This is a genomic window from Halobacteriovorax sp. YZS-3-1 (genome assembly GCF_047084945.1).
Taxonomy (GTDB): Bacteria; Bdellovibrionota; Bacteriovoracia; order Bacteriovoracales; family Bacteriovoracaceae; genus Halobacteriovorax_A; species Halobacteriovorax_A vibrionivorans.
The window spans coordinates 562105-576632 of the sequence record NZ_JBKIYI010000001.1 but is presented as its reverse complement, the minus strand read 5'-3'; the positions used below and the strand labels follow the sequence as shown (position 1 = coordinate 576632).

Here is a 14528-nt window from a genome sequence, read left to right as displayed (position 1 = left end):
AGCAAAGCTAAAGTGTCGCTTTTCCTTTGCGATAACTTTCCCATTGCTCCTGAGACAACGAAGCCGGGCTTGAACCCGGCTTGTTGAAATAATTTTTTTAGCTAAAGACTGGGGAGCTAGCGCCGCAAACAATAGACTGGCCTTTATGGTCACGATGACCGGTATGTCAGCGAGAGGCAGGAGCCGAAGCTGACGAGGGCAGCCAATTTTGCGGGGCGCTAAATTAGACCACCACGTCTAAGTAGTGCATCAACCTCTGGCTCGCGGCCACGGAATCTCTTATAAAGATCCATTGGGTGTTCTGAGCCACCTTTTTCAAGGATATTCTCTCTAAAACGATCAGCAATTGTCGTATTAAAGATCCCTTCTTCTAGGAAAAGTTCAAATGCATCAGCATCAAGAACTTCTGCCCACTTATATGAGTAGTATCCAGCAGAATATCCACCAGCAAAGATATGTCCAAATGCTGTAGAAGTCATTGTTCCTGGAATCTTTGGAAGAAGTTGAACATCCTTAGTTGCTAGAGTTTCAAATTCTTCTACATTTGTAATATTTGAAGGATCACCTGAATGCCATGCCATATCAAGAAGCCCAAGGCTTAGTTGGCGAATCGTGTGACGTCCTTCACCAAAGTTTGAACTATCTTTTAGCTTTTGAACTAATTCTTCTGGGATTAGCTCTCCTGTTTCATAGTGCTTTGCAAATAGATCAAGACATTCTTTTTCAAATGCCCAGTTTTCCATAATTTGAGAAGGAAGTTCAACAAAGTCCCAGAATACATTTGGACCAGAAAGCATACGGTACTGACATTTTGTTAGAATACCATGAAGTGCGTGTCCAAATTCGTGGAATAGAGTCGTCACTTCATTAAAAGTTAGAAGTGAAGGCTTTGTTGTCGTTGGCTTTGTAAAGTTACAAACGTTAGCAATATGTGGACGGATATCCTCACCATTTTGAACATATTGTTCTCTAAATGCAGTCATCCATGCTCCACCACGCTTTGAAGAACGTGGGAAGTAGTCACCATAGAATAATGAAATAAAGTTACCATCGCGATCTGTAATTTCATAAGTCATTACATCATCGTGATACTTTGGAACATTACTAACTTCTTTAAAGTTTAGTCCGTATAATTTTGTTGCAACTTCAAATACTCCATTAAGAACATTTTCTAATTTGAAGTATGGCTTAAGCATTTCATCATCAATGCTATATTTTTCTTTCTTTAACTTCTCATAGTAGTACATATAGTCCCATGATGCGAAGTCTTCGATACCATCTTTTTCTTTTGCATATGCTTTTACTTCATCCATATGCTCAAGTGCAGCTGGCATGGCTTTGTCTTTTAATTGGTTTAAAAGATCAAAAACATTCTTTGCACTCATTGCCATACGCTCTTCTAAAATATAGTCCGCGTGGCTCTTATAACCAAGAATCCCAGCTCTTTCATGTCTAAGCATAGCGATTCTCTTAACGATTTCTTGGTTATCAAGTTCATCACCCTTAGCACACTTTGTCCCAGAAGCGATTGTCATCTGCTTTCTTAGCTCACGATTTTGGGCATAAGTAATGAATGGCCCAAAGCTTGGATAATCAAGAGTGAAAACCCACTTACCATCATGACCTTTTTCAGTAGCTGTCATTGCAGCAGCTTCAATAAGTCCTTCAGGAAGTCCAGCAAGGTCTTCTTGATTATCAATTACCATTTCAAAACGATTCGTTTCTTTTAAAAGATGATCAGAGAATTCAAGACCTAACTTAGAAAGTTCTTCATCAATCTTTCTTACCTTATTCTTATCGTCTTCATTTAAAAGAGCACCGTTTCTTACAAAGCCTTTGTAGATTTTGTTAAGAAGTGTTGTTTGCTCAGCATTTAAATCTTCATTCTCTTTGTTATCAAAAACAACTTTAACCTTTGCAAATAAGTCAGCATCAAGGTTAACGTCATTTCCATGTGCAGTTAAAAGAGGAGAGAACTCTTTTGCAATCTCATTCATCTCATCATTTGTATTTGCAGACTTTAGGTTAAAGAAGATCATTGAAATATCTTCAATAGCACTTCCAGAAGTTGCATATGGCTCAATAATATTGGCAAATGTAAGCTCTCCATCAAAGTTTTTAATGGCCTCGATTTCTTCTTTGTGCATCTTAATGGCCTCTTTAATGGCCGGCATATAGTGCTCATTTTTGATCTTATCAAATGGTCTTGCGCCATATGGATTCGTAAATTTCTCTAATAATGGATTAGACATATAGACTCCTAAATATAGTTTATGAATATTTTTACGCTGAACGAAATTTATAGGCCATAAATGAAGCCAGAGATATCCAGAGTAACACTGATATTAGTAGCATATTCTGAGTGAAAGCTAAACTTGTAAAGACTAATAATAATGCTGAAACCCCCATTTTTGACGCACGATACACAATCATATCAACAATATATTTGGCCCCATACTTTTGTTTCTGCGTTAAAGGGAAATAGAGCATCTCTTTTGCTGCAGAGAATATAGAATAGTCGAGCCCCTTAAAACCAACAAAGAGGATTGCCGTTCCTAGAAGACCTAAGAATTGACCGCGATCCAATATTATTAAGACAAGGAAAACTACTGGAACCAAAATATGTACCATTGGTATTTTTAAATACTTAAAGGCAATTGGAATAACTAAGAGTTGAACAACAAGAGATAGAATATTTATGGAAGAATATATATTTCCAAGATATGCACCTTTTGCATCAGCACTCTCAAAAACCTCTAGGCCGAGATTAAACTTAAAATTAGCAAGATTAATAACGAATTGAGATAAAATAATTAATCCACAAATCGAAAAGACGTAAGCCTTCTTTCCTTCTAGAGAAGTTATTGGAGATTTATCTTTTGCTTCAAGAAACTGCTTTTGAGTAAAACTAAAAATTAAAATCACGAGTGCCAAAACAAATAAACCTGCACTTGCCGCATAAAAAACACCGACGTTCTTCATAAGATTTGTGGTTAATAGACCACCAAAGACACCACCAATAGAACCTAAAGCGCCAAGAGGGCCATAGACAAGTTTTGCTGTTTTAATATTGATTACAGAGTTTAAATAACCCAATGACAAATGAACAACGAGAATAATATAAACTTCTTTCCATACTGCAAAGACACCACTACCAAATGCAACTCCATTAAATGAAGCAATAAGGGCCCCGCCCATTAAGGCAATCGACGTTGCAACAATTGTATTAAAGATTGCACCAATTGAATAAAGAGTCTGTAAGATATTGATGATGCTAACACTAATTCCTAAGAACATTACAGAGCTTAACCAGATCCATGGAGTGCTTTTTGCACCATAGCTATCAATAAATAATGCCGTAGCACTTGAGCGAATCATAGGATAGGAGAAGAAAGCTAAAAATAGAGTTAGTGTTACGACAAAAATATTTTTTCGTTCAGAGACACTTAATGAAAGAAATCCGTGATGAATTTCTTTAACAGCAGTAATAAGACTTTTCATTATTCAATCACCATTAAAGAGAACTTCTTCCCCTCTAAAGACGAAAGAGTCGAAAGATCAAACCACTTACCTGTCTCTAATTTAATATTTAAAAGATCCTTACGAGTGTTTTTACTAATGAGATCTAATGAATATGATCCTGCTTTTTTATGACAGATCATAGACAGCTGAGTGCCACTTAGATCTAAATCAAATTCATCTCCATTCATTGAGATTAATTCTGAAATAGATTCAGAAACTTTATCTTCGATAGTTGTTTCTTCTTTTAATTTAAACTTACAAAATTCAGAATTAAAAATAGGTATCGTATTAACTTCAATATCAGAGCGAAAATGAGATTTTATAATTTTAGAAATAAAGATTTGACGAGTGGGTTTAACTTTTACATCTAAACAATGAGACTTTGGAAGAATCTTTATGGACTCACCCTCAATTAGATATTCTTTAATTTTTAAACGAGTTGCGTGAATAGAAGGACCTTTCTTAAAACAAAACTCCATTGCATTAACTGATAATGCAATGAAAGCTATTGTAAATATTTTAAGAATCTTGGTCGTCCTCTTGTAAGTAAGTATCACCCTTCTGCCCTTCCATGAACTCTTCAGCAGACTTAAAGTCACAAAGACTTAAAGTTGTTTTAAAATTAAAACCTTTAGGTAGTTTACCATCTTTTGCTAAATCGTCACATGAGCAAGAAAGTGTCTTCATGAAATCGAAGAATTTCGTACTAGTTTCCTCGCTTAAGAGGTGCTCAATCATACATGAATCTTTTTCAGCAATATCTTCAGAAACACCTACAAAATCTTTTAGGAAATAGTAAAGAAGAGTTCTTGATGTAAGAGTGCGATGAACTTCATCATGACCCTTATCTGTTAGAAGAAGAAACTTTGTATCGTCTTCTTCTTTAACAAGTTCTCTTTTCTTAAGATTATTTAAAGCTGTTGATACAGAACCTTTTGTCAGTCCTAAATCTTTGGCGATATCAGTTACACGAGCATAACCTTTTTCTTCCTTCAATTTATGGATGGCCAACAGGTAGTGGACCATTGAATGTGACAGTTCTGCTTCACGTGGTTTTTTATCTTTCGTATCTAAATTGGCCATGATATTTCTCACAAATTAGGTTATAGCTATAATCTAGCAATTTCAGGTATTTTTGGCAAATACCACAGCGCAATGTGCCCAAATTTTGGTGCATTGAAATTCCCCTTTATTTAGAGTAACAATCCCCATAACTCACTGTAATTACATCAATATACTGACGGCACATATTACAGTCCTCCCTTGCAATGCCTCAGCGTGTTAAAATTAAAAGGAATCTAAATTATTGAGGGAAATCAATGTTAAAGATAAATAAACTCATCATTCTAGCTATTTGGGCCACTATGAATATAGATGCCTTGGCCCAGTCAGCAGGATATACAGCTCCGACTCAAGAAGATGTGAGAACGGGAAATCTTACAGATCAAGATAAGATGAAGATGGAAAACTTCACTCATGCTGGTTATCAGAAGCGTGAGGCGGAGGAAGCGTGGGCAGAAGAATGTGGTACCGATGCTTATTGTGACAATATTAAAAATGGTGGAGATGCCACTGAAGGTGAGAAATTCTTAGGGATGTCCCCACAACTATTTAAAGCCGTTGCTCAAGCCTACTCAATGATTATGCCGGCAATTTCACAAGCTGGTGGTGGCGGAACCTTTGGAAAAATTGATGAGGCGACTAAAAAAGACGTTAAAAGCAAATGGAGTGAACGAGGATTTACAAGAAAAGAAGATGGAACTTATGAAGCTGTTGAAAACCCTTCAGAAGCTCAGCAAGAAAAGTTAAGTGAATGGCAAAATAAAGAAGGTAACAAAGGAAAGGACCCTCTAGAGGAAGCGAAAAAAGAGGAAGCTGATGCTCCTGAAGAGCAAGACTCTGATTACTGTCAATACATCCCAATGGGAACAGAGATTATCGCGCGCGCAACTCAAAAGCGAAGCGATGAATTTGCACTAGCATCTCAGCCAGATATTGAAAATGCACAAAGTGCGGCCCTTTTTAAACAAGCGCGATCACACCGTGACCGCCAAAAGTCAGTAGATATTCAAAGAAAAGGTTGGGGAGCAACAACTGTCTGCTATATTGCTTGGATGGCTTCAACAGGTAGTACGTCAGCTTTTACAAGCCCAACAAATCTTTTAAAGGTTGGAGCTTCAGCACTCATGACAAAATACTATATGTGGGAATATGGAATGCATGGTGATGCTGCGGACAAGCTAAACTCAGTTGGTAAGAAATTAAGTGGAAAAGGAAAATGTAATCCTGTTTCAGATAGAGACTGTTACTGTAGTCAGCCAGAAACACAAAATGATGTAACTTACTGTTACCCACAAATCGCTCAACGTAAGGCCCAAAATGGAAACTACCAAGTATCTTGTGTTGATAATAATGTGAAAGAAGATGTTGGTTGTAGTTGTCGCCAAACTAATACATGTCTTGATACGAGAATCTCAGCAAAGATCAATGATATGTACATTCCAGGGGGACTTGGATCAAGCCTTGATAACTTCTATAAAATGACAAATGGAGTTTCAAAACCTGAAGGAGCCTCTGACTCGTACCGCGCAACTGCAGGTAAGATCTTTGCAATGGCCAATGATAAAGTAAGAGATGCACTTGATAAGGTTGAACTTCCAAGTTCATATGAAAAGAAGAATGAAGAAGTTGCCAATGCCCTAAGAGACTTTGGACTAAATGGTACGGTTGCAAATGCAATGTCAGCTGCACCAGAGACGAAAGAAAGCAAGAAAGCAGAACAAACACTTAGAAAGCGTTATGGAAGCGGCCTTAAGTATAAAGGAAAGTATGCTAGTTATAAGAAAAAAGATAACGGACTTTATTTTAAAGGTGGAAATGGGCTTAACAAGAAAAAGAAATCAGATAAAAAGGTTGTAAACCCTTATGCTCACCTTCTAAAGAAAAAGAAGAAGAAAAACGCAAGAGCAACTGCTGATATTTTAGACTATTCAATAAAGGCACAAAAAAACGCTGGTATCACAAAAGATAAATCGAGAAATATCTTTGAGATTATTTCAAGACGATATCGATATTCAGCAACAAAGAAATTAGGAATTCAATAAAGAAATATTTAATTAAAGGAATTTTCATGGAAGAAAATTACAAGTTACCAATTCTCATTTTTGATGATGAATGCCCTCTTTGCATTCGCTTTAAAGACTCTCTAGCAAGGCTAGAAGGTGCTAAAAAGATCTCTTTCATCCCAGTAAATGATAAAAAAGTGTATGAACAATTCAAAGAACTTGGACTAAATGAAGAGGAATGCCAAAATGTGGTTCACTACATCACTTCAGATAAAAAGGTTCTAAAAGGTGAAGATGTAATTGCTCACCTAGTGAAACTCTATCCTCTTGTACACAAGTTTAGCTGGCTAATAGAAAGTGACATGGGAAAGAAAGCAACAGACTACTTTCACAAAACAACTAATGCCTATCGCAAAATGATAAAGAGAAAATGTCCTAATTGTATGAAACACGCTTAATCTAGCGAACAAGACTTTTACGAGAAAACATTCCACGATTATACGGCTCTAAAGTTAGGGCCGTTAATACCCAAGTTAAACAAAACTCTGCAAATTGAACCTTATTATCACTTGGTATAAACAGAGTAATAATAAGAAGGATTAAGAAGATTATGATATGAGTTGCCTTCGGCACAGGAAGTGCAAAAGCGTCGATTACGTTCTTAAACTTATCAACCTTTAAATAAAAAACTGGAACAGCAAATAAATAGAAGAAAAGAACTCCTCTAAGAAAGAGGTTCCAAGACTCATGACTAACACCACGGGCAATTAACCAATTTTGAAAGTTCGTTTCTAATAAAACACTATTAGCATCTCTAAACATCTCAGGTGAGTGCCAACCAAATAAACGTTGTCCCCAACTAACCTCTTCTAATGCACAGATTACATAGAAGATCCCCAAAACAATGAGCATCGTAAGAAACTTTTTATCTCGGAAATTTGTAAGAACTTTACGGCGGTAGAAGTAACCGAATGAGATTAGACAAAGGCCTGCAAAGGTAAACCACTCAAGTAGGCCATTATGTGTACTAAGCACATTATCGAAATAAGCTAAATCTGTTCTTGAAATATAGAGACTATAAATTCCAATTACAAAAATAACGAAAAACGAGATATATTCTGTCCATTTAATTTTAAACATATCTTTAATTTTCACCGAGGTCTGAAAACATGTCAATGCGGGTTTTATGCCTGCCACCTTCAAACTCAGTGGCCAGCCAAATCTTAGTCATGGCAATAATCTCTTCACTATTTGAAATACGCCCACCAAAGCAGATAACATTAGAGTTATTATGCTCGCGAGACAATCTTGCATCATCCTCAGTATGGCATAGAGCTGCTCGAATTCCCTTGAACTTATTAGCAACCATACTCACACCAATCCCCGATCCGCACAGAAGAACTCCACGCCCTTCTTTTTGAACGGCCTTAGCAAGTGCAATAGCATATTCGGGATAGTGACAAGATTCAGTAGAATGAGTACCAAGATCCTCAACATCATAGCCTTCACTTATTAAGAATTTCTTAACAGATTCTTTCTGCTCAAATGCACCGTGATCTGTTGCTAGGAATATTTTCTTACTCATGACTTTACCTCAAATAAGAAAGCCTCCTTTCGGAGGCTTTTATAAATTAATAGCGCGTATTGGCTAGTAACGATAATGTTCAGGTTTGTATGGACCTTCAACTGGTACGCTGATGTATTCAGCTTGTTGAGGAGAAAGTTCATCGATTTCAACATTGATTCTCTCAAGGTGAAGACGAGCAACTTTTTCATCAAGGTGCTTAGGTAGCATATAAACATTGTTCTCATACTTACCAGCATTTTCCCAAAGTTCCATTTGAGCAATTACTTGGTTACAGAATGAGTTCGACATAACAAATGAAGGGTGTCCTGTTGCACAACCAAGGTTAACTAGACGACCTTGAGCAAGAAGGATGATTCTCTTACCATCTTTTGCTGTATATAGATCAACTTGTGGCTTGATATTATCTTCTTCATAATTGTTATGTAGGTGCTTAATATCGATTTCATTATCAAAGTGACCGATGTTACAAACAATTGCACCATCTCTCATCTTATCTAAGTGAGAAGCGTTAATTACGTGGTAATTACCTGTAGTTGTAACGAAGATATCACCTTCAAGAGCTGCTTTATCCATCTTCATTACTTCGAAACCTTCCATTGCTGCTTGAAGAGCACAAATTGGATCGATTTCAGTAACGATAACTCTTGCTCCAAGACCTTTGAAAGACTGAGCAGAACCTTTACCAACATCACCGTAACCAACAACAACACAAGTCTTACCAGCGATCATTACATCTGTTGCACGCTTGATACCGTCTACTAGAGACTCTCTACATCCGTAAAGGTTATCAAATTTAGACTTTGTAACAGAGTCATTGATATTGATTGCTGGCATCTTAAGAGTTCCAGCTTTTACTCTTTCATATAGTCTATGAACACCAGTCGTTGTTTCTTCAGAAAGTCCTTTGATTCCATCGATTAATTCTGGGAATTTGTCGTGAACCATATTTGTAAGGTCACCACCATCATCAAGGATCATGTTAAGAGCTGATCCATCTGCCCACTTAAGAGTTTGCTCGATACACCAGTCAAATTCCTCTTCGTTCATACCTTTCCAAGCAAAAACAGGAATTCCAGCAGCAGCGATGGCCGCAGCAGCTTGATCTTGAGTTGAATAAATATTACAAGATGACCATCTTACTTCAGCACCTAGTTCAACTAGAGTCTCAATAAGAACAGCTGTTTGAATTGTCATGTGAAGACAACCAGCGATTTTTGCACCTTTAAGTGGCTTTGAAGCACCAAACTCTTTACGTAGAGACATTAGTCCCGGCATTTCAGTTTCAGCAATTTTAATTTCTTTTCTTCCCCAATCTGCTAGGGAAATGTCAGCTACTTTGTAGTCTGTAAAGCTCATGAATTCCTCACTTGTATGTTTAACTAAATTATTAAAATATTTATGTTGGAAACTATATCAGTAAGTTCTTCAAGTTTGAAGTCTATACGGCTTAATAATCACCTTTTTATGGGTATTTTTAGACAAAGAATGAACGATATTTTACTAACTTAGGTTATTTTCTTTGACACACGCCAAAATAAAGCATAAATCCAGCCTATGAATAATCAAAGAAATAGCAATAAAGTCATTAATGACAAGAGTTTTTATTTTGCTTCTTGCCCTCGTGGTTGTGAGCAATACCTCGTCAATGAGCTTCGTGCCAATGGTATTGAAGGAAAGGCCGGCCGTGGTGGAGCGGCTTTCAAGGCCAGAAATAAGGCCACTGTAGAATATATTTTAAATGCCCGTATTGCTTCTCGTGTTTTTAAAGAAGTTGGGTATTTCTATATCCGTGATGAAAAGCAGATTTATAAAAGAGCTGGGGAGCTTCCATGGGAAGACTACATCACACCAGAGCAGACTTTTAAAATCAATACTCTTTTAGATGGTGAAAGTAAGGAGCTGTTTAAGAGTTCAATCTTCCTATCACAAACTCTAAAAGACTCTCTCGTTGATTATATGAGAGATAAATTTGGCAAGCGTCCAAATGTTGAAACAACAACGCCTACAGTAACTTTCCTACAACGAGTTGAAAAAGTTAAAGAAGGTTGTAAGGTAATCGTTTACGCTGACATGGTTGGTGAGTCTCTTGATAAAAGAGGTTATCGTGAATCAGGTCACCGTGCACCTTTACGTGAAAACCTAGCGGCTTCACTTATTGCGGAAACAAAGTGGGACTGCCAAGGACCTTTCTATGATCCAATGGCAGGTTCTGGAACGATTCTTATTGAATCGATAATTTATTTTCTAAAGTTATCACCAGCATTTTTTAGACTTAAGAAGAACACGACTCCATATTCATTTACTAATCATCCATGGTTTCAAGATTCAAATCTTGTGGATTGGTACTTTGATAAAGTTCATGAAGTAATGACAGACTCACAAGAGAAGATTGATTCTATCCCAAGTGATAAATTCTTTTATAATGATGCAGATGTTGAGAACTTCAAGCTTGCAAGAGCTCACTTACTCGACTGCTTCGGCCGTGTAGACTTTGTTAATTTCAATTGTGAAGAGTTTTCTAAAGCATCTGTACCTGCAGGGTTTGAAAGAGGTATTGTTCTATTCAACCCTCCATATGGAGAGAGAATTCAAGCAATTGGTTTTGAAGATATCAACGATTTCTACTATGAGATTGGTGAGACATTAAAGAATAATTTTAAAGGATCAACTGCATATATTCTTACTGCCCATGGGCCACTAAGAAAGAATATTCGCCTAAAAACTTCTAAGAAGACAGAATTTTTAAATGGCGACATAGAATGCCGCCTTTTAAAATATGAATTAATGTAATCTTAACTTTCTAAGAATTCCGTTAGATTCATAGCAAGCTTAGGTAAAGCGTATTTAAGAAGCGAGTTCTTATTTGCAACTTTATCCTTGTGCTTTGCCGACTTTGAAAAGAAGTATGTTCCGATATCTGAATCTTTAAGAAACATTGTATGTCCTTTTCCTGCAAACTTTCTTAATACAAAGTCTGAATCAAGTAAGCAGATATCGCGGATCATAAAGTTACGTGCCATATAGATGATAATGACCTGATCTGAAAGATCACAAAATGACTTCCTAACCTTAACACCTTTAGGTGAAGTTTGATCTCCCCAGTGTACAACGACTTCAACACGTTTATTATCAGTCGTATAAAAATCGAATCCTCTTTGAGAAGTTGACTTCTTTTGCATCAAACCAAAGATACACTTTGCATACCATTCACCTAACTGAACAGGTAGCTTCTTACCGTTAAAAATAATATGCTCATCTCTTAAAATGTCATAAACCTTATTAACGGTTTCAATTGCATCAAAGATTCTCTTATTATCTGGAAGATGGATAATCATGACCTGCTTGGCCTGAGTTCTCTTAAGCTTACGAGAAAATTGATTCTCATACCATTGAGTAAACTCTTTATCACCAACGAGATCAAGGGAGTCATAAATATATCCCTTGCTCAATAACTCTGACTCATTAAACTCTTCTACTTTCTTTTCCATGAAGCTTAAGGGTGCATATTCCCCTTTCTTCTTCATGACATAAATATTGTCTTTATAGTAGTTGCTACTACCATGAGTTGATTCATTAAAGAGATCAACTCCTTTAATCATACTTTCCATTACTCACACCCGTGTTTTTAATACTTCAAAATTAAACATTGATTGAAGTTAGATCTTCTTCAAAATTTAAAACACTATGTGCAAGACCAATATTGCGTGTTAGCTGATACTGGCAGAATACTTTAAAGTCATCAATTTTTGATTGATAATACTTTTTCTCTTCTTCACTAGAAGCGTTTTTCAATTCATTTTGAGCAATACAAGCATGCTCAAGTAAAAGCCAAGAAACAACAAGGTTTCCACAATAAGTTAGGAAGTCAGTTGCATATGCCATAACACCATTTTGGTTCTTTTCGGCCATAAGCTTTCCAAACTTCTTAACAACTTCTTCACTCATCTCCATTGATTTTCCAATCATTGAAATTTCATGAGGAAATGACTTTGCTTCTTCTTTATTCATTGTTGCTTGAATCTTTTTTCCTACATTAAAGAATGTCTCACCTTTATCCATAAGGATCTTTCTCATAACAAAGTCAATTGCTTGAATTCCGTTAGTTCCCTCATAGATTGTTGCAATCTTTGTATCACGCATGAATTGTTCAATACCGTATTCAGTACAATAACCATAACCACCGTGAACTTGAACACCTTCACTTGCGATATTGACACCTTCATCTGTACAGTACCCTTTACAGATTGGAGTAAAGAGAGCAATTTCTTTTTCTGCAACCTCATCTCCTTTCTCTGCCTTATCAAATAGATTGGCAGTATAAAGAGTAAGAGCTCTTAGCCCTCTTGCCGTCGATCTCATCTTAAGTAGCATTCTCTTAACATCTGGCATATTAATAATTTCAGTACCAAATTGTGAACGCTCTCTTGCATATTGCTCAGATAGTTCATAACAAAGGTTTGACTGCGCTTCACCTTGAAGTCCACAAAGTAGTCTTGCTTCATTCATCATGATGAACATATTTTTCATACCATCAAATTCTTCACCAATAAGCTCACCAACACATTCTCCGTCTTGGCCAAAAGTTAGCTCACAAGTTGCCTGAGCATGAATTCCCATTTTATGTTCGATCTTCGTGCATTTAACATTATTTGATTCTCCTGAATCAACGTTAAATCTTGGAACGATAAATAGAGAAAGTCCCTTTGTTCCCTCAGGTGCTCCAGGAGTTCTTGCAAGAACGAGGTGAATATTATTCTCGTAAAGATCACTCTCACCAGAAGAGATAAAAATCTTAACGCCATTGATTGCATATTTTCCATTATCAAGTGGCTTTGCCGTTGTCTTTGCATTCCCAACATCAGATCCTGCTCCTGGCTCAGTCAGACACATTGTCCCACCCCATTCACCAGTCATCATCTTCGTTACAAAAAGATCTTTTTGTTCCTGAGATCCAACTTTTAGAATTACATTCATCGCGCCTTGAGATAGTCCGTAATACATTGACCAAGCAACGTTTGAACCAATTGCCATTGAAGTACATGCTACTTTTAAAGCATGTGGAGCTGGCATCCCACCAACTTCTTCAGGATAGCCAAGTGCATACCAACCATTTTCATAGAAGTTCTTATTAACTTTGTGAAACATTTCTGGAACGATAACATTACCGTCCACATGCTTTACCCCAATCTCATCACTTTCTTGACGAGTTGGATAGATTTCGTTTTCTACAAATTTATCAAATTGGATGAGGATATCCTTTAATTCGGCCTCACCGTAGCCGAGTTCACCGGCCTGTTCTTGAATTTTGCACGTTTTAAATAGATTGAAATTTACATCCATTAAGTCTGTACGATACTTTGCCATATAATAGTCCTTTTTTAATACTAAAACACTATTATTATAAATGATGTTCAGGTTTCATGCACGTAAAGACAAATTTAGCCGGCGTAAATTAGGTTTAATTTAATAAAAAAGCGCGGATATTGCCGCGCTTTTTTGTCAGGTATGTATTTGGGGGATTTAAATCTTAGTAAGGAGTAGCATTAACAGTTGTTGCTTCTCTTGAAACAGGTTGTCTAATAAGGGCCTGATTCATATCAATTAAATTAGCAGCGCCGTTAATCTTAATTACCCAGCGACGAGAACTGATTCTCTTAACATACTCACAATCGGATTGTGAGCCATATCCTAAAGAATAGAACTGAGTGCAGTTCATATTATCTGAATATCTATAATAGCGTCCGTAAGGATCAACTTTATATAAATTACCATTTGCATTGGCAGACATTACATATGATGCAAGATTATTTGCAAGAGATGATAATGAACTTCCAAAGTGGGCATCTTCTGAGTATGTGTATTGAGTACCATAGTAATTTACATTACGATTAATAACTCCATTTGCACCTAACTCTCTAAAACCAATGTCTTGGTTATTATAACTTGATGAAGATGACGAATATGTACAAATTGTTCCATACCATTTTTCTTCACAATCTTGAGAACCATAGCTTGAGTTAGACTTTTGGAAAGCATAAAGGCCTTGAGGCGAGCTTTGACCAAAGTTATTATTGGCGATTGCATTTGCTAGTTGCTGTGCTGTTACAAGACTAGATGCAAGGCCATTAGTTGTACCATTGTTTACATTTACATTGTAATTGAAGCCACTACCATTTAGGCCTCCTCCGCCGTCAGATCCACATCCGACTAGTGAAGCAAGAACAATGACTGATACAATCGAGTTCTTTAAGTTAAGTTTCATAATATTCTCCGTGTTTGTGTGTGTTTTAAACAATTTGCCTATATATATACAAGTTGCGTGCCAAGTTTTAAGATGAGATTACAAGTAATTA

At 36.6% G+C, this 14528-nt stretch carries 13 protein-coding genes; 3 read left to right on the top strand and 10 right to left on the bottom strand.

The genetic code is table 11. The features are described 5' to 3' along the window. Nucleotides 1-218: 218 nt before the first annotated feature. Genes ACMAZI_RS02905 through ACMAZI_RS02890 form a run of 4 tightly spaced genes read right to left on the bottom strand, consistent with a single transcriptional unit; the run spans nucleotide 219 to nucleotide 4605 of the window. Nucleotides 219-2252 carry a M3 family metallopeptidase gene (locus ACMAZI_RS02905; protein WP_114705687.1) on the bottom strand — a complete coding sequence of 678 codons (2034 nt, stop codon included), beginning with the start codon at nucleotides 2250-2252 and terminating at the stop codon, nucleotides 219-221. A gap of 31 nt (nucleotides 2253-2283) precedes the next feature. Further along, entirely contained in the window at nucleotides 2284-3501 is a 1218-nt protein-coding gene (locus ACMAZI_RS02900) for a hypothetical protein (protein ID WP_412473807.1), read from the bottom strand. Next, nucleotides 3501-4079: a hypothetical protein gene (locus ACMAZI_RS02895; RefSeq protein ID WP_120405446.1), complete on the bottom strand. Its 579-nt coding sequence runs from the start codon at nucleotides 4077-4079 to the stop codon at nucleotides 3501-3503. The genes ACMAZI_RS02900 and ACMAZI_RS02895 overlap by 1 nt, the downstream gene beginning before the upstream one ends. Continuing rightward, nucleotides 4042-4605: a metal-dependent transcriptional regulator gene (locus ACMAZI_RS02890; protein WP_114705690.1), complete on the bottom strand. Its 564-nt coding sequence runs from the start codon at nucleotides 4603-4605 to the stop codon at nucleotides 4042-4044. Before ACMAZI_RS02890 ends, ACMAZI_RS02895 begins: the two co-directional genes overlap by 38 nt. Before the next feature lie 236 nt (nucleotides 4606-4841). Between ACMAZI_RS02890 and ACMAZI_RS02885 the strand changes: the two genes are divergently transcribed. Together ACMAZI_RS02885 and ACMAZI_RS02880 are read left to right on the top strand one after the other, a co-directional pair. After that, nucleotides 4842-6626: a hypothetical protein gene (locus ACMAZI_RS02885; RefSeq protein ID WP_412473808.1), complete on the top strand. Its 1785-nt coding sequence runs from the start codon at nucleotides 4842-4844 to the stop codon at nucleotides 6624-6626. Between the two features lie 26 nt (nucleotides 6627-6652). Further along, nucleotides 6653-7045, top strand: coding sequence for a thiol-disulfide oxidoreductase DCC family protein (locus ACMAZI_RS02880; RefSeq protein ID WP_114705692.1), 393 nt, complete (start codon nucleotides 6653-6655; stop codon nucleotides 7043-7045). A 1-nt stretch (nucleotide 7046) separates the two neighbouring features. Here ACMAZI_RS02880 and ACMAZI_RS02875 read toward each other — a convergent pair whose 3' ends face one another. From ACMAZI_RS02875 to ahcY, 3 genes are all read right to left on the bottom strand, one after another. Then, a complete protein-coding gene (locus ACMAZI_RS02875) occupies nucleotides 7047-7727 on the bottom strand; it encodes a hypothetical protein (RefSeq protein WP_162929693.1) in 681 nt (226 codons plus the stop codon). A 4-nt stretch (nucleotides 7728-7731) separates the two neighbouring features. Beyond that, nucleotides 7732-8172, bottom strand: coding sequence for a ribose 5-phosphate isomerase B (rpiB, locus tag ACMAZI_RS02870; RefSeq protein ID WP_114705694.1), 441 nt, complete (start codon nucleotides 8170-8172; stop codon nucleotides 7732-7734). A 63-nt stretch (nucleotides 8173-8235) separates the two neighbouring features. Next, complete coding sequence (gene ahcY, locus ACMAZI_RS02865; RefSeq protein WP_114705695.1) at nucleotides 8236-9531, bottom strand: adenosylhomocysteinase; 1296 nt, start codon at nucleotides 9529-9531, stop codon at nucleotides 8236-8238. A gap of 198 nt (nucleotides 9532-9729) precedes the next feature. Here ahcY and ACMAZI_RS02860 point away from each other — a divergent pair, with 198 nt between their 5' ends. Further along, entirely contained in the window at nucleotides 9730-10965 is a 1236-nt protein-coding gene (locus ACMAZI_RS02860) for a THUMP domain-containing class I SAM-dependent RNA methyltransferase (protein ID WP_120405450.1), read from the top strand. A gap of 2 nt (nucleotides 10966-10967) precedes the next feature. On the opposite strand, the gene ACMAZI_RS02855 is transcribed toward ACMAZI_RS02860, so the two are convergent. The 3 genes from ACMAZI_RS02855 to ACMAZI_RS02845 form a co-directional block, all read right to left on the bottom strand. Further along, complete coding sequence (locus ACMAZI_RS02855) at nucleotides 10968-11783, bottom strand: hypothetical protein (protein ID WP_114705697.1); 816 nt, start codon at nucleotides 11781-11783, stop codon at nucleotides 10968-10970. A 31-nt stretch (nucleotides 11784-11814) separates the two neighbouring features. Next, complete coding sequence (locus ACMAZI_RS02850) at nucleotides 11815-13539, bottom strand: acyl-CoA dehydrogenase (RefSeq protein ID WP_120405452.1); 1725 nt, start codon at nucleotides 13537-13539, stop codon at nucleotides 11815-11817. 163 nt (nucleotides 13540-13702) lie between these two features. Continuing rightward, the gene (locus ACMAZI_RS02845) at nucleotides 13703-14437 is read right to left on the bottom strand and encodes a hypothetical protein (RefSeq protein WP_412473809.1); all 735 of its coding nucleotides are present in this window, start codon (nucleotides 14435-14437) and stop codon (nucleotides 13703-13705) included. Between the last annotated feature and the right edge of the window lie 91 nt (nucleotides 14438-14528).